Below are 21121 nucleotides of genomic sequence, written 5' to 3' on the forward strand. Positions count from 1 at the left end.
CATTCAAGGAAGTAGCAACTAGATGCAGACGCACAAGTACGACGTCGTCATCGTCGGGGCCGGCGGCGCAGGCATGCGCGCCGCGCTCGAGTCGAGCACCCGCACCCGCACGGCGGTGCTGACCAAGCTCTACCCGACCCGCTCCCACACCGGCGCGGCGCAGGGCGGCATGTGTGCCGCCCTCGCCAACGTCGAGGAGGACAACTGGGAGTGGCACACCTTCGACACGGTCAAGGGTGGCGACTACCTCGTCGACCAGGACGCTGCCGAGATCATGTGCCGCGAGGCCATCGACGCGGTCATCGACCTCGAGAAGATGGGCCTGCCGTTCAACCGCACGCCCGAGGGCAAGATCGACCAGCGCCGCTTCGGTGGCCACACCCGCAACCACGGTGAGGCCGCTGTCCGCCGGTCGTGCTTCGCGGCCGACCGCACGGGTCACATGATCCTGCAGACGCTCTACCAGAACTGCGTGAAGCAGGGCGTGGAGTTCTACAACGAGTTCTACGTCCTCGACCTGCTGATGAACACCGGCCCCGACGGTGTCGAGCACACCGCGGGCGTCGTGGCCTACGAGCTGGCCACCGGCGAGCTGCACGTGTTCCAGGCCAAGTCGGTCGTCTTCGCGACCGGTGGCACGGGCAAGGTCTTCAAGACGACCTCGAACGCCCACACCCTCACCGGTGACGGCATGGGGGTGGCCTTCCGACGCGGGATCCCGTTGGAGGACATGGAGTTCTTCCAGTTCCACCCGACCGGTCTGGCCGGGCTCGGCATCCTGCTCTCCGAGGCGGCCCGCGGTGAGGGCGGCATCCTGCGCAACGCCGACGGCGAGCGCTTCATGGAGCGCTACGCCCCCACCATCAAGGACCTGGCACCCCGCGACATCGTCGCGCGGTCGATGGCCAACGAGGTCCGCGAGGGACGCGGCGCCGGTCCCAACAAGGACTACGTGCTGCTCGACCTGACCCACCTCGAGCCGGCCCACATCGACGCCAAGCTCCCCGACATCACCGAGTTCGCACGGACCTATCTCGGCGTCGAGCCCTACACCGAGCCGGTGCCGGTCTACCCGACCGCGCACTACGCGATGGGTGGCGTGCCGACCAACGTCGAGACCGAGGTGCTGCGCAACAACACCGACATCGTCCCCGGCCTGTTCGCCGCCGGCGAGGTCGCCTGCGTGTCCGTGCACGGGTCCAACCGCCTCGGCACCAACAGCCTCCTGGACATCAACGTCTTCGGGCGCCGGGCCGGCATCGCCGCCGCGGAGTATGCCGCGAACGCACCGTTCGTGGACCTGCCCGCCAACCCGGCCGGGCTGGTCGAGGGCATGGTCGAGACCATCCGCACCCGCGACAGCGGCGAGCGCGTCGCCGACCTGCGCCGCGCCCTGCAGGAGACCATGGACCGCAACGTCCAGGTGTTCCGCACCGAGGCCTCGATGAAGGAGGCCCTCGGCGTCATCGACGAGCTCAAGGAGCGCTACGCGGCCGTCGTCGTCCAGGACAAGGGCAAGCGCTACAACACCGACCTGCTCGAGGCCGTCGAGCTCGGCTTCCTGATCGAGCTGGCCGAGGTGATCACGCTCGGTGCACTCGCGCGCAAGGAGTCCCGCGGCGGCCACTTCCGTGAGGACTACGAGGCCCGCGACGACGTGAACTTCATGCGTCACACGATGGCCTACCGTGCGCCCGTCACCGATGTCGAGCAGGGCCCGAAGTTCGCGGACGAGGTCCGCCTCGACTACAAGCCCGTGACCGTCACCCGCTACCAGCCGATGGAGCGCAAGTACTGATGACCGCGACTGCTGAGAAGACCGCCGCGACCGGCGGCCAGGACGCCCCCAAGGCCGGGGCGGTCCCGTCCTTCACCGTCACGCTCAAGATCTCGCGGTTCGACCCCGAGACCGACAGCGAGCAGCACTGGGAGACCTACGAGGTCACCGCGCACGCCACCGACCGCGTGCTCGACGCGCTGCACCAGATCAAGTGGGACCAGGACGGCTCGCTGTCGTTCCGCCGGTCCTGCGCCCACGGCGTCTGCGGGTCGGACGCCATGCGGATCAACGGCAAGAACCGGCTCGCCTGCAAGACGCTGATCAAGGACGTCAACCCCGACAAGCCGATCACCGTCGAGCCGATCAAGGGCCTTCCCGTCGAGAAGGACCTCATCGTCGACATGGAGCCGTTCTTCGACGCCTACCGCGAGGTCATGCCCTTCCTCATCACCGAGGGCAACGAGCCCACGCGGGAGCGGATCCAGAGCCAGGCCGACCGCGACCGGTTCGACGACACGACCAAGTGCATCCTGTGCGCGGCCTGCACGACCAGCTGCCCGGTCTTCTGGAACGACGGCCAGTACTTCGGTCCGGCGGCCATCGTCAACGCCCACCGGTTCATCTTCGACAGCCGCGACGACGGCGGCACGCAGCGCCTGGAGATCCTCAACGACAAGGAAGGCGTGTGGCGCTGCCGCACCACCTTCAACTGCACCGACGCGTGCCCTCGTGGCATCGAGGTGACGAAGGCGATCCAGGAAGTGAAGCGCGCCCTCCTGACCAGTCGCTTCTGACCTTGGCACTCGTGACAGCGTCGTCACGCGCGCTCGTCGCCCTCTCCGTCGCGGCGGTCGCGCTCGCGCCGGGTGGAGCCGACGCGGCGACCACCCCGAAGCCGACGCCGACGGTGACGACCACGACGCTGCCGGTGCCGCGGGCGACGGTGGAGCCGCTGTTGTCGGTCGGGGGGGCACAGCTCGCCTCGATGGGGGTCGTCACGGACCTGCCCGCCGGAGTGCCCACCCCGCCGCAGCTCAAGGACGTCTCGTGGGTGCTGGCCGACCTCGGCTCGGGGAAGGTGGTCGCGGCCAAGGCGGCCCACGCCCGCCTGTTGCCGGCGAGCACCCTGAAGACGCTCACCGCCCTCACCCTGATCCCGGAGGTCCCGGCTACCCGCACGATCGTCGCGACCCAGGCGGACGCGAACGCGGACGGCACGCGGGTCGGCATGGTCCCCGGGCTCCCCTACACGGGACGCCAGCTCTTCCAGGGGCTGTTGATGTCGTCGGGCAACGATGCGGCCTACGCGCTGGCCGAGGCCGGCGGCGGACGCGAGGCGACGCTGACCGCGATGAACGAGCACGCGGCATACCTCGGGGCGCACGACACGGTCGCGAAGGACCCGTCGGGGCTGGACGTGCCCGGGCAGACGTCGAGCGCCTATGACCTGGCCCTGATCGGGCGAGCGGCGTTGGAGCTGAAGGACTTCCGCACCTACGTCACGACGAAGCAGGTCGACTTCCCCGGTCGGGTGGACCCCAAGACCAAGAAGCGCGCCACGTTCAAGATCCAGAACCACAACAAGCTCCTCTACAACTACGAGGGCACCATCGGGATCAAGAACGGCTACACCGAGAAGGCCAACCGCACCTTCATCTCGGCCGTCCGGCGCGGCGGGAAGACCTACCTGCTCAGCGAGATGTACGGGCTGGACTCGTCGTGGCGGCCGCAGGCGGCGATGTACGACTGGGCCTTCGCGTACGGCGACCGCGCCGGGGCGGTCGGCGAGCTCGTCGCGCCCGGCACCGTCACCACACCACCGAACCCGCTGCCCAGCGGCTCCCCCACACTGGCGCCCACCGCCCCGGCAGCGACCGGTGCGGCGGCCAGGGCTGCCGCTGTCCCGGAGGCTGGTCCGCGGTGGCCGAGCAGCTGGCGAGGCACCGTGGGCCTGGCCGGCACGGCTGTGGCGCTCCTGGCCCTCACCCTGGTGGTCCGAGCCCGACGGCGGGTCGTCCGGGCCCGTCGCGGCGCGCGGCACCGCTGAGCCACACGGCTGAGCCACCGCCGAGCCCCGGCCTCAACGGGTCGTGCGGGGCGGAGCGTCACCGACGGCGGACGAGGCTCCGGAGGCCGCGGCCGATCGTGCCGAGCGCGATCGCACCGACCGCGCCGAGCACCGCTCCCGCGGCGACGCTGGTCCGGTCCGCGGCGCGCTGCCCGAACGTGGGCAGGCCCGCATCGGTGCGCTCGCGGATCGTGCCGAGCGCCTCGGGGGCCGGGCCCTCGACGAGCTTGTCGACCTGGCCAGCGCTCAGGCCGGGGGCTGCAGCGCCGGTCTCGAGGTCGTTGGCGGCCCAGGCGGCGGAGATGAGGATGACCCGCGACATGAAGTTGAGCCAGACGAGCAGGCCGACGACGAGCGCGAACCCGAGGTAGAGCGGGTTCGCGGTGGTGCTCGAGATGAGCAGCGCGCCGAACGTCTTCAGCACGGTCAGCCCGACCCCACCGAAGATCGCACCGTGGCGCACGGCCTGCCAGCGCAGCGGGATGCCCGACAGGATGCGCAGCATCACCGCCACGATCGCGCCGTCGAGGGCGACACCGACGACGAAGGCGACGATGGCGAGGACCCACTGCTGACCGCCGAGCCCGACGAGGTCGGCCACCCACGAGGCCGTGGAGCCGGCGACGGCCCCGACTGCCGCCGAGAGCACGATCGCCACGCCCAGCAGCAGCAGCACCCCGAGGTCACGGAGCTTGGCGACCACGACGTTGCCCGGCTGGCCCTCCACGCCGAAGATCGCGCGGATGCCGTCGCGCAGCGCGCCCAGCCAGCCGGTGCCGGCGAGCACGAGGCCGACGACCGAGACCACGCCCTGCACCGACAGGGCCGCTCCGGTCGGTGCGCTCACGTCGATGACCCCGTTGGGCTGCGTCGGCGTCTTGACGAAGCCGGGCAGCAGGTTGTTGATGGCGTCCTTGGTGTCGGCGAGCAGCTGGGGTTGGCTGCGGAGCACGATCCCGAACACCGTGAAGGCCAGCAGCACCGCAGGGAAGACCGAGAAGAAGGCGAAGTAGCCGACCCCACCCGCGATGAGGTTGCCGCGGTGGTCGCCGTAGCGCTTCCACGCCCGCCAGACGGAGGTCGCCCGGAACCGCGCCCACCAGGCCTTGAGGGTCCGCACCCTCAGGCCCCGTCCAGCTCGAACGACCGGACCGGGCGCCACACGCCGTCGGCGCCGTGCTCGTAGAGGTGGAAGTCGGTCACCTCGAAGGTGCACTCGAAGTCGGCCAGGTCGCGGAAGGCGCGGTCGAGGTTGTCGTCGGAGACGTGGTGGGCCACCGTGACGTGCGGGTGGTAGTAGAAGTCGAGCTTGCGCTTGAGCGGCCCGCGCCGCACCGACTTCTCGAGCAGCTCGCAGTCGGCCAGCCCACCGGAGACCTGGACGAAGACCACCGGGGAGATGGGCCGGAACGTGCCCGTGCCCCGCAACACCATGGGGAACGAATGGCCTTGGGTGGCAACGTCTGCCAGGTGCTCGACCACGTCGGACAGCTCATCGCCCTCGACCTCGGTCGGCGGCAGCAGGGTGACGTGGGTGGGGATCGAGTCGGCCAAGGGGTCGCCGAAGGAGGCACGCTTGGCCTGGAGCATCTCCGCGTGGGGTGACGGGATGGCGATGGACACACCGATGGTGGGCACGACGGCGACCCTACCCAACGCCGTTCTCGGAGAAGCTCTGTGGGAGCAGTGTCATGTCAGCGGGCACTGGGCAGCAGTCCCGCGGCCGCGCGCACGCGAGCCATCGTGGCCTGGGCGACCTCGCGCGCGCGGTCGGCGCCGTCGGCGAGGATCCGGTCGAGCTCGGCCGGGTCGTCGAGCAGCTCGGTCATCCGCTCCTGGAACGGCGTGAGGCGTTCGACCACGACGTCGGCCACCTCCTTCTTGAGGTCGCCATAGCCACGACCCGCGAAGGACGCCGCGACCTCCTCGACGGGAGTGCCGGACAGCACCGAGTGGATGACGAGCAGGTTGGAGATGCCCGGCTTGTGCTCGGGGTCGTAGCGCACCTCGCCGTCGGTGTCGGTGACGGCCGAGCGGATGTTCTTGGCGATCGTGGCCGGGTCCTGCATCAGGTCGATCAGGCCCTTGGGCGAGGACCCCGTCTTGCTCATCTTCGACGTGGGGTCCTGGAGGTCCATGATCTTGGCCGAGCCCTTGACGATGTAGGCGTCCGGGACCACGAGCGTCTCGCCGAAGCGGGTGTTGAACCGCTCCGCCAGGTCGCGGGTGATCTCCAGGTGCTGGCGCTGGTCCTCGCCGACCGGCACGAAGGCGGCGTCGTACATGAGGATGTCGGCGGCCATGAGCATCGGGTAGGTGAGCAGCCCGACGTTGGCGTTCTGGCCCTTGGCGACCTTGTCCTTGAACTGGGTCATCCGCCGCGCCTCGCCGTCACCGGTCAGGCAGTTCATCACCCAGCCCAGCTCGGCGTGCTCGGTGACGTGGCTTTGGCAGAACACCGCGGAGGTCTTGGGGTCGACCCCGCCCGCGATGAACTGGGCCGCCGTCGCGCGGGTGCGCTGGCGCAGCACCGCCGGCTCTGTCGGCACCGTCAGTGCGTGCAGGTCGGCCACGAAGTAGAAGGCGTCGAACTCGTCCTGCAGCTTCACCCAGTTGACCAGTGCCCCGAGGTAGTTGCCGAGGTGCAGGGAGTCGCTGGTCGGCTGCATCCCGGACAGGGTCCGGGGCAGCGCAGCGGGAGCGGACGTCTCAGGCATGCCCGTCATTCTGTCAGGTCAGGTGCAGAAGGAAACCTTGGGCGGGGGCCAGCACCGGCAGCGCGAGCCCGACCTGTCCAAGCGCGGCCCCGCTGACCCGGATGCCGGCGTCGACGGCCTCGTCCCACCAGCCCGGTCCGCGCGCCTGGGTCACCGCAGGCAGGCCCGCCTCCGGGCGGACCCGGACCGTGTAGGTCCGCTCCGGGTCGAGCCCGGGGAGGGTGAGGAGGCCGGGCGCCACCGACGGACCCGTGTGGGTCCGCAGGACCGTGTATGCCGCCTGCTCGCCCCCCGGTGCGACGGTGCCGGTCACGAGCAGCCCCTGCTCCTCGGGGAGGTCGGCGCGCACGAGGTCACCCGTGTGCACCAGGGGGCGCAGCTCGCGGTAGAGCCCGGACCAGGCGGTCAGGGCGGTCAGCTCGTCGGGGGTGCACCCGGTGATGTCCCACTCCAGGCCGGCGTGGCCCTGGAGCGCCAGCAGCATCCGGAAGGACAGGTCGAGGGTGCGGTGGGTGGTGTGAGCCGTCGCCGGGCCGATGTGCGTGCCCATCAGCTCAGCCGGCACCAGCAGCGAGGTCCAGCGCTGGATCTGCGCGCGCTCGAGCGCGTCGTTGCAGTCGCTGGTCCAGATCCGGTCGGTGCGGGCCAGGACGCCGAGGTCGACCCGGGCGCCCCCGCTGGAGCACGACTCGATCTCGAGGGCGGGGTGGGCCGCCCGGAGCCGGTCGAGGAGGGCGTAGAAGGCGGTCGTCTGGGCGTGCACGGCCGGCCGGTCGACCCCGTCGGGGCCGGTGCGCACCGCCTCGTGCAGGTCGCGGTTGTGGTCCCACTTGATGAAGTCGATGCCGAGCTCGGCGACCAATGCGCTGATCTGCTGCTCGACGTGGGCTGACGCGTCGGGGTTGGCGAGGTCGAGGACGTGCTGGTGCCGGGACGGACGCGGGCGTCCCGCCTTGGGTCCGATGACCCAGTCGGGGTGGGCCCGCACCAGGTCTGAGTCGAGGTTGACCATCTCGGGCTCGAACCACAGCCCGAACTCCATGCCGCGTCCCTTGACGTGCTCGACGAGGGCTCCGAGCCCCTGGGGCCACGCGTCGGCGGACACGACCCAGTCACCCAGCCCGCTGCGGTCGTCGCGGCGGCTGCCGAACCACCCGTCGTCGAGGACGAACCGCTCGACGCCGATCCCGGCCGCCGTGTCGGCGAGCTGCTTCAGCCGGTCGAGGTCGTGGTCGAAGTAGACCGCCTCCCAGGTGTTCAGCACGAGGGGCCGCGGGTCGTTGCTGTGGGCCGCGGCGGTGCGCTGGCTGCGGTGCAGCCGACGCGACAGCCCGTCGAGGCCGTCGGTGGCGTGGACGAACACGACGTCGGGCGACGTGTAGGTCTCACCCGGCGCGAGCCGGATCTCGCCCGGCTCGAGCAGCTCGCCACCGCCGAGCACGGCGGCGTGGATGCCGGCGCCCTCGGGGAGGCGTTCGGTGAGGTGCTCGTGGTTGCCGCTCCACGCGACGTGGACGGACCAGACCTCACCGGTGCGGAAGCCGAAGCCGGCGGTGCCGACGTTCAGCAGCAGGGTGGCGTCGTGGCCGGTGCGCCCCCGACGGGAGGCGCGCAGGTGGGTGCCGTCCTGGAGGACGGAGCGCTGCGGCGACCGCTCGCGGCACCACCGGCCGGTCAGGTCGAGCACCTCGGTGGCCCGCGACGGGAGCGGGAGCAGCGCCCGCAGCGCGCCGACGTCGAGGGGTGCTCTCTCGGCGTCGCCGCCGGTGTTCGTCACCGAGCTCGACACCCGGAGCACGCCGTGCTCGTCGAGGGAGTGCCGCAGCACGACCTGGACGGCACCGTCGCTCGCGGTGGTGACCAGCGCGCGCTCGCCGTCCAGCTCGGCGGTGACGTCCCACCGGGGGGCGGCCGCGCCACCGGCTCGGTGCGCGGCATACCCGGGGGTGCCCAGCCAGCCGTCGCCGGTGGTGGGCAACACGGTGAGGGGCCACGGCTCGTCGAGGCCGTTCTGGGGCACCGGCCCGACGACGATGCCGGCCAGCTCGGCGACCACGGCGTCAGGGAGGTCGGCGCCCCAGTGCAGCACCCTCGGGAGCCCTCCCCCCGAGGTGTCGAGGACGAGACAGGTACCAGCGGACCGGAGGGTTGCGGTCGGCGACGTCATCCCTTGGTTGCTCCCAGGGTCAGGCCTGCGACGAACTGCTTCTGCAGGAGGAAGAAGACGATCAGGGTGGGCAGCGCGATGACCACCGAGCCGGCCGCCACGAGGTTGTTGTCGGTGAAGAACTGGCCGCGCAGGTTGTTGATCGAGCTCGTCACGGGGTACTTGTCGCCCGACTGGAGCAGCACCGTCGCCCAGAAGAACTCGTTGTAGATCCAGGTCACCTCGAGGGTAGCCAGCGCGGCGAGCGGGGGACGGCACAGCGGGAGGGTGAGCTGGAAGAACTGGCGGAGCACGCCGGCCCCGTCGACGACGGCCGACTCGTAGAGCTCGCGCGGCAGCGTCTTCATGTAGTTGGACAGCACGAAGGTGCAGAAGCCGGTCTGGAAGGCCACGTTGACGAGGATCAGGCCCCAGTAGGAGTTGAGCAGCGTGCCCGAGTCGCTGAACCAGAACGGCACCTCGATGGCGCGGAACATCCGGTAGACCGGGATGAGCAGGGCCTGGGGCGGCAAGAGGTTTGCCGCCGTGAACAACCCGAGCAGGGCCAGGTTGAACTTGAACGAGAACCGCGCGACCACGAAGGCGACGCAGGCCGACAGGAAGAGCGTCAACACCACGGCCGGGACCGTGATGTAGGCCGAGTTGAGCATCGTGTGGGAGAAGTTCGCCTGCTCCCAGGCGTTCTTGTAGTTGGCCAGGGTGAACCCGCCGAACGACAGGTAGCCGTGCTGCGACGTGTAGGCGTAGTCGCGGAAGCTGTTGAGGACGGCGTAGGCGACGGGGAAGATCCAGACGAGCGCCACGATGGCCAGGAACACCTGGATGCCGCGGTTGCCCTTCTTGGACCCGACGCCCTGGGGACGCTTGGTGCTCAACGGGTTCCGGCTCCTGGGCGCCGCCACCTGCGGCGCCTCGCTGCTGGCAGTCATCGCTGCTCCCTCATGACGATCCGTAGGTAGAGGACGATGAAGATCGAGGAGATGACGAGCATGAAGGTGGCCAGCGCCGACCCGAAGCCGATGCGGCTGGCCTCTCCCACGATGTTGCTCGTCACGAGGGTCGAGATCAGCTCGAGGCCGTTGCGGCCCTTGTTGATGACCCAGACCAGGTCGAAGGCTCGCAGCGACTCGATGACGGTGACGACGAGCACGATGATGTTGATCGGGAACATCACGGGGAAGACGACCTTGAAGAACGTCGTCCGCTCGTTGGCCCCGTCGACCTTGGCCGCCTCGCGCAGCGTCGGGTCGACGCCCTTCAGGCCGGCCAGGTAGAGCAACATGATGTAGCCGACGTGTCGCCAGCTCGACGCGAGCAGGGCTGCCCAGAGGTTGTAGCGCGTGTCGCCGTACCAGTCGATCGAGCCACCGGTGATCTGGTTGATGAAGCCCTGGTCGCGGCTGTAGATGAGCTGCCAGATGAACCCGACGAGGGCCAGGGACAGCACGACCGGGAGGTAGATCGCGGTCTGGTAGACCCGCGAACCGCGCACCTCCCGGTCGAGCAGGATGGCGAGGAACATGCCGATCGGGGTGGCGATGAAGAACATCACGGCCAGCCAGATCAGGTTGTGCTGGAGTGCCGGGATGAACGGCGGGTAGATCGTCAGGACGTCCTTGTAGTTCTGGAGCCCCACGACCTTGGCCGAGGAGATCGGGCCGATCCCGTCCCAGTTGGTGAAGGAGAGCAGGACCGACCCGACCGCCGGGACGACGACGAGCCACAGCACGAGCAGCGTCGGGACGCCGATCATCACGGAGACGACGACCCGGTCCACTGGGGACAGGTGGTCGATGCCGCGGTACTTCGAGCGCTTCGGCTTGGCGGGCCTCGGCGTGCTGCGATCGGGCGTGGTGGTTGTCGACACGGTGACTCCTCGAGGCGTCGTCGCGGGTGGTCAGCTCGCGAAGATGCTCTTCTTCTGCTTCTCGATGCTGTTGACGAGTCCGTCGATGTCCTTCGGGTTCTTGAGGAAGGACTGGATGGCAGGGATCATCACCGTCGAGGCGAAGTCCGGCCTGGTGTCGCGGTCCATGAACTGGGCGATCGACTTGGCCTGCGACACGAACTCCACCGACTTCTTCTGCAGCGACGTGTAGGCCGCCTTGTCGGCCTGGTCGTTCGTCGCGATGACGCTCGGGTCGGCCTTGACGACGATGTTCTGCGCCGCGGCGGAGCCCACGTAGCCGAGCAGCTTCTTGGCGCCCGCCTCGTTCTTGGGCCGCTTGGCCATCATGTAGCCGTCGATGGGCGCCTCGATGGCGTCCGCGCCGATGGTGGAGTCGACCTCGGGGAAGTTGAAGAACGTGAGGTCCTCCTGCTCCGCCCCCTTCGCGAACTGCTGGGCGACGAAGGACCCGAGCAGGTAGGTGCCGGCCTTCTTCTGCTGGAGCGTCTGGGCGGCCTCCTGCCAGGTGCGTCCGAGCGAGTCGGGCTGGTGGTAGTCGAGCAGTCCGGCCCAGGTGTCGAAGACGGCCTTGACCTTGTCGCTGTTCCAGGCTTCCTTGCCGGCCATCAGGTTGACGTGGAAGTCATAGCCGTTGACCCGCAGGTTGAGCTGGTCGAAGGTGCCCATGGCGGGCCAGCCGTCCTTGTCGCCGAAGGCGATCGGGACCAAGCCGTCCTTCTTCATCTGGGTGCCGAGGGTCTTGAACTCGTCGAGCGTCTTGGGCTCGGTGTAGCCGTGCTGCTCGAAGACGCTCTTGCGGTAGAACATCGCCCACGGGTAGTAGGTCGACGGCACGAAGTACTGCTTGCCGTCGTCGCCCGTCGAGGCCTTCTTGAGCGCGTCGGACATCCCGGCGCTGGACAGGTCCTTCCAGATGTCCGAGACGTCGCCCGCGAGGCCCTTGGAGGCGAAGAACCGCATCCGGTAGCCCGCGAACCACATCCACACGTCGTCGGGCGAGCCCTGGAGGTAGTTGTTGATGTTCTCCTGGAAGGAGTTGTGGTCGATCGTGTTGACCTTGGCCGTCAGGCCGGCGTTGGCCTTCTGGAAGGCGTCCATGACGGCCTGGATCGCAGCCTTCGGGACGGCGTCCGACTGGTTCGAGCCGACCGTCACGGTGCCCGTGGCTGCGCCACCACCGGAGCCACCGCCACCACAGGCGGCCAGCAACGTCGGGGCGGCTAGGAGGGTGCCGGCGCCGAGGGCGCCGCGAAGCAGGGTCCGGCGGCTCACACCGCGGACGGAGGCAGGGACGAGGCTGGCGAGGTACTCGGCCTCAGAGGCGGGGCGGGACATGCGGTCTCCTTTGAACGCTATTTGCACCGGCGTGGTGAGGTCGATCAGATCGACAGATTCGATCAAAAACCACCAACAAGAAACGAGGATGACCGCCGGGCCGACTGCTGTCAAGCATTTCCCGGGAACGGTCTCCCATCGTGATCCTTCACTGGATCCGCTCAACGGCAACGGCATCCGCTTGCCGACGCGCGTTCTTGGAGTGGTTCCCAATATCTCGACGTCAACATGTTGATTTTTGTTGACATGACTTCCTGAGCGGCGCAACACTGTCGCCCATGCGTCAGTGGCCGACAGATCGGATCGCCTTCGGCGGCGACTACAACCCCGAGCAGTGGCCCCGCGAGGTGTGGGCCGAGGACATGGAGCTCATGCGGGAGTCCGGAGTCTCGTTCGTGACGCTCGGCGTCTTCTCGTGGTCGTGGCTCGAGCCCGCCAAGGGCGAGTACGACTTCGGCTGGCTCGACGACATCATGGGTCTGCTCCACGAGAACGACATCGCGGTCGACCTCGCGACCGCGACCGCCACCCCTCCCCCGTGGCTGTCGGCGGCGCACCCCGAGATCCTGCCCGTCGACCACGAGGGTCGGACCCTGTGGCCGGGCAGCCGGCAGGCCTGGTGCCCGAGCTCGCGCATCTACCGCGACCACGCGCTCGCCCTCACCGCCCAGCTGGCGCAGCGCTACCACGACCACCCCGCGCTGGCCCTGTGGCACGTCTCGAACGAGTACGCCTGCCACAACATCCCCTGCTACTGCGACACCTGTGCCGCCGGGTTCCGGGTCTGGCTGGAGCGCCGCTACACCGAGCTCGACCACCTGAACGACGCCTGGGGCACCGCCTTCTGGAGCCAGCGCTACACCGACTGGGAGCAGGTCCTGCCCCCGCGGCTCACGACGACTTTTGCCAACCCCACCCACGAGCTCGACTACAAGCGCTTCCAGTCCGACACCCTGCTCGACTTCCACCGCAGCGAGAAGGCGGTCCTCAGCGACCTCTCCCCCGGCGTGCCGGTGACGACGAACTTCATGACGCTCGCACACTTCGACCACCTCGACTACCACCAGTGGGCGCCGGACCAGGACGTCGTGAGCACCGACCACTACGTCGTGGCCACCCTCGAGCACCCCCGGGCGGAGCTCGCCTTCAGTGGCGACCTGACCCGCGGCCTCGCCGGCGGTGCCCCCTGGCTGCTGATGGAGCACTCGACGAGCGCGGTGAACTGGCAGCCGGTCAACCCGGCGAAGGACCCCGGCCAGACCGTGCGCGACAGTATCGCCCACGTGGCGAGGGGCGCCGACACGATCGGCTTCTTCCAGTGGCGGCAGTCCCGGTCGGGCAGCGAGAAGTTCCACTCCGCACTGGTCCCCCATGCGGGGCGCGACAGCGCGCGGTTCCGCGAGGTCTGCGAGCTCGGCGCGCTGGCCGGGCGGCTCGGGGCACTCAAGGGCTCGCGGGTCGAGGCCGACGTCGCGATCCTGTGGGACTACCAGGCCCAGTGGGCCGCCCACGGTCCGGCCATGCCGTCCAGTGAGCTGCGCTACCCCACGACGGCGCACGCCATCCACCGCGTGCTGCGCGACCAGGGCATCACCGCCGACGTGGTGCACCCGAGTGCCGACCTCACGGCATACCGGGTCGTGGTGGTCCCCACCCTCTACCTGGTGACCGACGAGTACGCGGCGGCCATCGCCAATGCCGCCGAGGCCGGCGCCCAGGTGCTCGTCACCTTCTTCTCCGGCATCGCCACCGAGGACGACCACGTGCGGCTCGGCGGCTACCCCGGCGCGTTCCGCGACCTGCTCGGCGTCCGCGTCGAGGAGTTCTTCCCCCTCATGCCCGGTGAGACGGTCGCGCTCGCCGAGGGCGGCGCCGGGCGACTCTGGAGCGAGGACGTCACCGCCGTCGACAGCGAGGTGCTCGACCGGTATGCCGCCGGCCCCCTCACCGGGCGACCGAGCCTCACCCGACGCGTCACCGGGGAGGGCGCCGCGTGGTACCTCAGCACGCTCCCGGACGACTCGTCGCTGGGGGCGGTCCTCGCCCAGGTCACCCGGGCGGGCGGGGTCTCCCCGGTCGCCGACGTCCCACCGGGCGTCGAGGCCACCCGTCGCCGGGGCGCCGAGGGTTCGTGGCTGTTCCTGGTCAACGACACCCACCAGCACCAAGAGGTGCCGGCGACCGGCCATGATGTGGTGGCTGATGGCCCCGTGGGCCCGACCGTCACCCTCCCGCCGGGTGGCGTCGCCGTCGTCAGGGAGGACTGATCGAGATGCTCGCGAGCCAGCGTCGCACCACCATCCTCGGGCTCGTCGAGGAGACTGGCGGGGTTCGGGTGTCCGAGCTGGTCGAGCAGCTCGGCGTCTCCGACATGACCGTGCGGCGCGACATCGAGCAGCTGGCCGGCGAGGGTCTGGTGCAGCGGGTGCACGGTGGAGCCCTCGCCGTCGGCACCCGCAGCAGCGAGGAGCCCGGCTTCACGGCGAAGTCAGGGCTCATGCAGGCGCAGAAGATCGCCATCGCCGAGGCGGCCGCCCAGCTCGTCGAACCCGGTGCCGCGATCGGGATCTCCGCGGGCACGACCACCTTCGAGTTCGCCCGCGCCGTGTGTGCGGTCCCCGACCTCACCGTCGTCACCAACTCGGTGCCCGTCGCCCAGCTGCTGCACGAGTCCGGCGCACCCGGGCAGACGGTCGTCCTGACCGGTGGCGTGCGGACCCCCTCGGACGCGCTCGTGGGACCGGTGGCCGTCACGGCGCTGCGGATGCTCCACGTCGACCGCCTCTTCCTCGGCGTGCACGGCATGGACGCGCAGGCCGGTCTCACCACCCCCAACCTGGTCGAGGCCGAGACCAACCGCGCCATGGTCGAGACCGCCCGACAGGTCTGCGTCCTGGCCGACCACACCAAGTGGGGCACCGTCGGCCTCAGCACGATCATCCCGCTCTCGTCGGTCGACCTCGTGGTCTCCGACGAAGGACTCGGGTCGCGCGCCCGCACCGCCCTCACCGAGGCCGGCGCCAAGGTCACGATCGCCACGCAGCCCCGTACCCGGTTCGACCGACGCCGACGAGGAACCCCATGAGCCTGACCCGCACCAGCCGTCGGCTCGCGGACGGTCGGGAGATCATCTACTTCGACGACAGCTTCGACGCACCGGTGCGCACCGCCGAGGACCAGCGCCCCCTCGGGGAGCGCGCCCGCTCGGGCGAGGTCCGGCACGACGCCCTCGTGGGCGACTGGGTCGCCGTCGCCGGTCACCGGTTGAACCGGACCTTCCTGCCCCCCAAGGACGAGTGCCCCCTGTGCCCGACGGGCACCGGGAGCGTGCCCTCGGAGGTGCCCGAGGCGGTCTACGACGTCGTGGTGTTCGAGAACCGCTTCCCCTCCTACGCGCCGGTCTCGGACCACCACCCGGACGACGAGCCGACCGACGACCTGGACCGCACCGCCCCCGCCCTGGGGCGCTGCGAGGTGGTCTGCTTCACCAGCGACCACGACTCGACCTTCGCCGACCTGTCCCCCAGCCGGGCCCGCACCGTGATCGACGCCTGGGCCGACCGCACGGCCGAGCTGGGCGACCTCCCCGAGGTGGAACAGGTCTTCTGCTTCGAGAACCGCGGTCAGCAGGTCGGTGTCACGCTGCACCACCCCCACGGCCAGATCTACGCGTATCCCTATGTGCCGCAACGCTCCGCGGCCATCCTGGCGCAGGCGACCGAGCACCACGTGCGCACCGGACGGCTGCTCGGAGCGGACATCCTCGCCGCCGAGCTCGAGGCCAAGGTCCGCATCGTCGCTGAGAGCGAGCACTGGGTGGCCTACGTGCCCTTCGCAGCCCGCTGGCCGGTCGAGGTGCACCTGGCGCCGCGGCGCGACGTGCCCGACCTGCCCTCCCTCACGCCGTCCGAACGCGACGACCTGGCGACCGTCTACCTCGACCTGCTGCAGCGTCTCGACCGCTACTACGTGGCCAAGGACGGCAGCCCGATCCGGTTGCCCTACATCTCCGGCTGGCACCAGGCCCCCAGCAGCCGAGGCCGCGAGGTGTCGCGACTGCACCTGCAGGTGATGTCGGTCCTGCGCTCCCCGAAGAAGCTCAAGTACCTCGCCGGGTCGGAGTCCGGGGTGGGCGGCTGGGTCAACGACGTGCCACCGGAGCAGATCGCGGAGCGCCTGCGGGACGTGGCCCGGTGAGCGCTGACAGCGCCGCCCGGCTCTTCCGCTCCACCTTCGGCGCTGAGCCCACTGGTGTGTGGTCGGCGCCCGGCCGGGTCAACCTCATCGGGGAGCACACCGACTACAACAGCGGGCTCTGCCTGCCGATCGCACTCCCGCAGCGCACCTTCGCGGCCGTGCGCCGTCGCGACGACGACCTCGTGCGGATCGTCTCCGCACAGGGTGACGGCGTCGTCGAGGTGGAGCTGGGAGACGTCGGCGCCGGGCACCCGTCCGGCTGGGCCGCGTACGTCGCCGGGGTGCCGTGGTCCCTGCGCAGTGCCGGGTATGCCGTGGGCGGGCTCGACGTGGCCGTCGACGGCCACGTGCCGCTGGGCGCCGGGCTGTCCAGCTCGGCCGCCCTCGAGTGTGCCGTGGCCGCCGGCGTCTCCGACCTCCACGACCTCCGGTTGCTGGCGACGCCGTCGGGGCGTTCGGCACTCGCCGCCGTCTGTGTGGAGGCCGAGAACACGGTCGCCCAGGCCCCCACCGGCGGCATGGACCAGTCCGCCGCCCTGCTCGCCGAGGCGGGCCAGGCGCTGCTCCTCGACTGCCGCGACCACAGCACCGAGCAGGTGCCGTTCGACCTCGCCGCACACGGGCTGGCCCTGCTCGTCATGGACACCCGGGCCGAGCACGCGCTCGTCGACGGCCAGTACGCCGAACGCCGCGACTCGTGCGAGCAGGCCGCCCGGGAGCTGGACGTGACCAGCCTCCGCGAGGTCTCCGTCGACGACCTGTCCGACCGCCTCACCACGCTCTCCTCGGACCTGCTCCGACGACGGGCGCGACACATCGTCACCGAGATCGAGCGAGTGCGCGAGACGGTGGAGGCATTGCGCCACAACGACTTCCAGACGGTGGGCCATCTCTTCGTCGCCTCCCACGCCTCGATGCGCGACGACTTCGAGATCTCGGTGGCCGAGCTCGACACGGCCGTCGAGACTGCTCTCGGCGCAGGAGCGCTGGGGGCACGGATGACCGGCGGAGGGTTCGGAGGGTCGGCCATCGCGCTGATCCGTGCCGACGCGGCAGAGGCGACCGTCGCAGCCGTGGAGCAGGCCTTCTCCGACCGGGGCTTCGGGGCGCCGGACTGCTTCGTGGTCGCTGCCTCCGGCTCGGCCACTCGCGACCACTGACCCCCGCGACCCGACCCGGCGCCAGACCCTCTTCGGGAGAGCCTGCCGTCAGTCCAGGTCGTAGTCGACCACGACCGCCGCGTGGTCGGACCAGCGCAGGTCGTATGCCGCCGCGCGGCCCACCGACGCCGTGGCCGCCCGCGCCGCGAGCGGGCGGCTGGCCAGCTGGTAGTCGATCCGCCAGCCCGAGTCGTTGTCGAACGCCTGGCCCCGCCAGGACCACCAGGTGTAGGGGCCCGGGCCAGGGCCGTGCGCAGCCCGGTGCACGTCGACCCAGAGCCCGGCCTCGAACCAGCGGTCGAAGCGGTCGCGCTCCTCGGGGAGGAACCCCGACTTGCGCAGGTTGCCCTTCCAGTTCTTGAGGTCGTCCTCACGGTGGGCGACGTTGAGGTCGCCGGTGACGACCGCCAGCGACCCGGCGGAGGTCCAGGCGTCGAGGCGGGACCCGATGGCATCGAGGAACCGCAGCTTCTGCTCCTGGCGGGGGGTACCGGCATCTCCCGTGTGGACGTACGTGGAGGCGACGGTGACCGTCCCGGCGCGGGTCTCGAGGTCGGCCTCGACCCAGCGCCCGGCGCCGTCGAACTCGACAGGTCCGACCGCCACCTGCACCCGGGACTGCGGCTGGCGGCTGACCACGGCCACGCCCGCGCGCCCCTTCGACTCCGCCTCGGTGTGGGCGACGTGCCAGGTGCCGAAGCCACCCACGTCCAGGCACTCGCGGAGCTGGTCGTCCGTGGCCCGCACCTCCTGCAGGCACAGCACGTCCGGCCGCTGGTCCGCCAGCCAGGTCATCCCGCCACGGCGGGTGGCGGCACGAATGCCGTTGACGTTCGCGGAGATCAGGCGCACCCCCACATTGTCGGTGCCGGAGCCCGACGACCCGCACTAGGGTGCCGACCATGGCCGACGAGACCCCGCAGTCCTCCCCTGCGCCCACGACCCCAGCCGAGTCCTCCCCGCTGCAGGCGGGCGGCGCGACCGGGGCCAAGCCGAACGCCGAGCCACCGCCCGTGCCGCCGAAGGACGACCTGGTGACCACGCGGCATACCCTCAAGGTCGGTCGGCGCACCCTGCGCTACACCGCCACGGCGGGGCGCATCGTCCTGCGGTCGGAGGTGTTCGACCACGGCGTCTTCAAGGGGCACAAGGCCAAGGCCGAGCTCAGCGTCACCTCCTACGTCCTCGACGCGCCGGCGAGCTCCCGTCGCCCCGTGACGTTCGCGTTCAACGGCGGTCCGGGCTCCAGCTCGGTCTGGCTCCACCTGGGACTGCTCGGACCACGACGGGTCGATTCCGGCGACGTCGGCCGGCTCACGCCCCCGCCCTACGACCTGGTGGACAACACCGAGTCCCTGCTCGCCGTCTCGGACCTCGTCTTCATCGACCCCGTCTCGACCGGCTACTCCCGCGCAGTCGAGGGTGGGAAGCCGAAGGAGTACCACGGTTTCAAGGCCGACATCGAGAGCGTGGGCGAGCTCATCCGCCTCTGGACCACACGCCACAACCGTTGGCTGTCACCGAAGTTCATCGCCGGTGAGTCCTACGGCACGATCCGCGCGGCGGCGCTCGCCGAGCACCTGCAGACCCGCCACGGGCTCTACGTCAACGGCATCATGCTGATCAGCTCGGTGCTCGACCTGGCCACCGTCGACTTCGAGTTCCGCAACGACCGCGCCCACGTCGACTACCTGCCGACCTACGCCGCCACCGCCCACTACCACGGCAAGCACGGACGCAAGTCACTCAAGACGGTGCTCGCCGAGGCGGAGGAGTATGCCGCGCGCGACTACCCGTGGGCGCTGTCGCGGGGGTCCCGGCTGACCGCCGCGGAGCGAGCCGAGCACGTGACCCGCCTCGCGGCCCTGACCGGCCTGTCGGAGGAGTACGTGGACCGGGCCAACCTGCGGATCGAGCACGTCCGCTTCTTCACCGAGCTGCTGCGCGACCAGGGCCTGGCCGTCGGTCGCCTCGACTCGCGCTTCACCGGGCCCCTGGCCCGTGGCAACGCCGAGACGTGGGACGCCGACCCGTCGATGGACGCGATCAGCGGTCCCTATGCGGCCGCGTGGAACCACTACGTGCGGGACGAGCTCGACTACCGCAACGACCTGCCCTACACCCAGCTGTCCGAGCTGGCCTCGACCGACTGGTCGTTCAAGGAGTTCGAGGGCAAGCCGGTCGACGTCAGTGCCCAGCTCGCCCGGGCGATGCGCGCCAACCCCCACCTCAAGGTCCACATCGCCTACGGCTACCACGACGGGGCGACGCCCTACTACGGGGCGCAGGACGTCGTGGCGCACCTGGAGGTCGCGGAGTCGTTGCGCGGCAACATCGAGCACGCCTACTACGAGGCCGGCCACATGATGTACGTCCACGAGCCCAGCCGGCTCCAACAGTCCAAGGACCTGGCGTCGTTTGTTGAAAGGTCCGGTGGCGAGAGGTCTCGTGACCGCTGACGAGGAGTCTGTAGGGCATCGTCGTCGACGCCGTCGGGGTCCTGGTGGGGGTGATCGGGTCCGGCGACCGCCGCCGACTTCGGCATCCCTGCTGCCGAAGTAGACCGCGACGTCGTTGTTCCGTGGGGGCGGTGCGTCTGTCTGTCCGATCGGGCTTTTCGGACCACGGCGGCCGCCCCTGCACCCGGCCAGCCGTGACCCTTGCCCTGAAGGTAGGTGACCACCGCCGGGCGCCTCGGCAGATCGCCAGAACCCGGTGTCCGTTTCGCGGCATGCGTCCGGTCTGCGGCCCGCCTTCGGACGGATCCGACGAGGCCGACCTCGTCCCTTCGGCGGAGGGTCGGCGCGCCGGGGCGCTCAGGGTGTCGGACGTGTGCAAAGCGCGTGAGTGCGGGAGAGTGGTCACGGCATGGGCCGGGTGGGCCCTTTCTTTCCCAAGGAGAGCTGCGCATGCGCACACCTGCACTGACCTCACGACTGGGCGCTGAGGCGCTCGGCACCTTCTGGCTCGTCTTCGGCGGGTGCGGAAGCGCCATCTTCTCGGCGAAGTACCTGGCCCCCAACGTCGTGACCGGGCAGGCGGTCCACCTCGGCATCGGCTTCCTCGGTGTCGCCCTCGCCTTCGGCCTCACCGTGCTGACGATGGCGTATGCCGTGGGGCACGTCTCCGGGGCGCACTTCAACCCCGCGGTCACCATCGGGATCGCCGTGGCCAAGCGCTTCCCCTGGAAGGACGTCCCGGCCTACCTCGTCGCCCAGGTCCTCGGTGGCCTCCTCGCCGGCCTCGCGCTCTGGGGCATCGCCCGCGGAGTCTCGGGCTTCGACGCGACCGGCAACCTCGCCGCCAACGGCTACGGCGACCACTCCCCCGGCGGCTACACGCTGGTCGCAGTGCTCTGCGCCGAGGCGATCCTCACCGCGTTCTTCCTCTACGTCATCCTCGGCGCGACCGACGACCGGGCCCCGACCGGCTTCGCCCCCATTGCGATCGGCCTCGCCCTGACCCTCGTCCACCTGATCTCGATCCCGATCAGCAACACGTCGGTGAACCCGGCCCGCTCCACGGCGGTCGCGTTCTTCAACGGCAACGGCGCACCGGCCCAGCTGTGGGCGTTCTGGGTCGCGCCGATCATCGGTGCCGTGATCGCCGGGGCGACGTACCACCTCGTGACCGGCGTCGACCGCCGCGACGAGGACATCACCGGTGTCGTCGACCCCGAGGACCTCAAGCCCACCACCTGAGCCCTCCCTCCTCTCCGTCGCCGACCCATGCAAAAGGCGAGTTAGCGCCGCCCTGGCCGTCGCTTACTCATGCAAAAGGCGAGTTAG

17 protein-coding genes are annotated in these 21121 nt (G+C 70.2%); 9 read left to right on the forward strand and 8 right to left on the reverse strand.

All coding sequences use genetic code 11. The annotated features are described in order from the left end of the window. The first annotated feature begins 22 nt into the window (after positions 1–22). Genes sdhA through ACXJKD_RS01795 form a run of 3 tightly spaced genes read left to right on the forward strand, consistent with a single transcriptional unit; the run spans position 23 to position 3827 of the window. Positions 23–1798, forward strand: coding sequence for a succinate dehydrogenase flavoprotein subunit (gene sdhA / locus ACXJKD_RS01785; protein WP_457252610.1), 1776 nt, complete (start codon positions 23–25; stop codon positions 1796–1798). Next, entirely contained in the window at positions 1798–2574 is a 777-nt protein-coding gene (locus ACXJKD_RS01790) for a succinate dehydrogenase iron-sulfur subunit (RefSeq protein ID WP_457252611.1), read from the forward strand. Before sdhA ends, ACXJKD_RS01790 begins: the two co-directional genes overlap by 1 nt. Positions 2575–2585: 11 nt before the next feature. Next, positions 2586–3827: a D-alanyl-D-alanine carboxypeptidase family protein gene (locus tag ACXJKD_RS01795; protein WP_457252612.1), complete on the forward strand. Its 1242-nt coding sequence runs from the start codon at positions 2586–2588 to the stop codon at positions 3825–3827. A 58-nt stretch (positions 3828–3885) separates the two neighbouring features. On the opposite strand, the gene ACXJKD_RS01800 is transcribed toward ACXJKD_RS01795, so the two are convergent. Genes ACXJKD_RS01800 through ACXJKD_RS01830 form a run of 7 tightly spaced genes read right to left on the reverse strand, consistent with a single transcriptional unit; the run spans position 3886 to position 11976 of the window. Then, positions 3886–4968 (reverse strand): YihY/virulence factor BrkB family protein, encoded by a 1083-nt coding sequence (locus tag ACXJKD_RS01800; RefSeq protein WP_457252613.1) that lies wholly within the window; start codon positions 4966–4968, stop codon positions 3886–3888. A gap of 2 nt (positions 4969–4970) precedes the next feature. Then, positions 4971–5486 carry a 2'-5' RNA ligase family protein gene (locus ACXJKD_RS01805; RefSeq protein ID WP_457252614.1) on the reverse strand — a complete coding sequence of 172 codons (516 nt, stop codon included), beginning with the start codon at positions 5484–5486 and terminating at the stop codon, positions 4971–4973. A 56-nt stretch (positions 5487–5542) separates the two neighbouring features. Continuing rightward, the gene (trpS, locus tag ACXJKD_RS01810) at positions 5543–6574 is read right to left on the reverse strand and encodes a tryptophan--tRNA ligase (protein WP_457252615.1); all 1032 of its coding nucleotides are present in this window, start codon (positions 6572–6574) and stop codon (positions 5543–5545) included. A 4-nt stretch (positions 6575–6578) separates the two neighbouring features. Continuing rightward, complete coding sequence (locus tag ACXJKD_RS01815; RefSeq protein WP_457252616.1) at positions 6579–8732, reverse strand: alpha-galactosidase; 2154 nt, start codon at positions 8730–8732, stop codon at positions 6579–6581. Further along, positions 8729–9661, reverse strand: a complete 933-nt coding sequence (locus tag ACXJKD_RS01820) for a carbohydrate ABC transporter permease (RefSeq protein ID WP_457252617.1) — start codon at positions 9659–9661, stop codon at positions 8729–8731. Before ACXJKD_RS01820 ends, ACXJKD_RS01815 begins: the two co-directional genes overlap by 4 nt. Continuing rightward, complete coding sequence (locus ACXJKD_RS01825; protein WP_457252618.1) at positions 9658–10599, reverse strand: carbohydrate ABC transporter permease; 942 nt, start codon at positions 10597–10599, stop codon at positions 9658–9660. The genes ACXJKD_RS01820 and ACXJKD_RS01825 overlap by 4 nt, the downstream gene beginning before the upstream one ends. 30 nt (positions 10600–10629) lie before the next feature. Next, positions 10630–11976, reverse strand: coding sequence for an ABC transporter substrate-binding protein (locus ACXJKD_RS01830; RefSeq protein ID WP_457252619.1), 1347 nt, complete (start codon positions 11974–11976; stop codon positions 10630–10632). A gap of 278 nt (positions 11977–12254) precedes the next feature. Here ACXJKD_RS01830 and ACXJKD_RS01835 point away from each other — a divergent pair, with 278 nt between their 5' ends. The 4 genes from ACXJKD_RS01835 to galK are packed head-to-tail and all read left to right on the forward strand — an operon-like array spanning position 12255 to position 17333. Then, complete coding sequence (locus ACXJKD_RS01835; RefSeq protein ID WP_457252620.1) at positions 12255–14243, forward strand: beta-galactosidase; 1989 nt, start codon at positions 12255–12257, stop codon at positions 14241–14243. A 5-nt stretch (positions 14244–14248) separates the two neighbouring features. Further along, the gene (locus ACXJKD_RS01840; protein WP_457252621.1) at positions 14249–15061 is read left to right on the forward strand and encodes a DeoR/GlpR family DNA-binding transcription regulator; all 813 of its coding nucleotides are present in this window, start codon (positions 14249–14251) and stop codon (positions 15059–15061) included. Further along, positions 15058–16173: a galactose-1-phosphate uridylyltransferase gene (gene galT / locus ACXJKD_RS01845; protein WP_457252622.1), complete on the forward strand. Its 1116-nt coding sequence runs from the start codon at positions 15058–15060 to the stop codon at positions 16171–16173. The genes ACXJKD_RS01840 and galT overlap by 4 nt, the downstream gene beginning before the upstream one ends. Further along, positions 16170–17333: a galactokinase gene (galK, locus tag ACXJKD_RS01850; protein WP_457252623.1), complete on the forward strand. Its 1164-nt coding sequence runs from the start codon at positions 16170–16172 to the stop codon at positions 17331–17333. Before galT ends, galK begins: the two co-directional genes overlap by 4 nt. 48 nt (positions 17334–17381) lie before the next feature. Here galK and ACXJKD_RS01855 read toward each other — a convergent pair whose 3' ends face one another. Continuing rightward, on the reverse strand, positions 17382–18185 hold the full coding sequence (locus tag ACXJKD_RS01855) for an exodeoxyribonuclease III (protein ID WP_457252624.1): 804 nt from the start codon (positions 18183–18185) through the stop codon (positions 17382–17384). A 50-nt stretch (positions 18186–18235) separates the two neighbouring features. On the opposite strand from ACXJKD_RS01855, the gene ACXJKD_RS01860 reads away from it, so the two are divergent. Together ACXJKD_RS01860 and aqpZ are read left to right on the forward strand one after the other, a co-directional pair. Beyond that, entirely contained in the window at positions 18236–19792 is a 1557-nt protein-coding gene (locus ACXJKD_RS01860) for a S10 family peptidase (RefSeq protein WP_457252625.1), read from the forward strand. A gap of 450 nt (positions 19793–20242) precedes the next feature. Beyond that, on the forward strand, positions 20243–21034 hold the full coding sequence (gene aqpZ, locus ACXJKD_RS01865; RefSeq protein ID WP_457252626.1) for an aquaporin Z: 792 nt from the start codon (positions 20243–20245) through the stop codon (positions 21032–21034). The last annotated feature ends 87 nt before the right edge of the window (positions 21035–21121 follow it).

The organism is Pedococcus sp. P5_B7, from assembly GCF_054049895.1.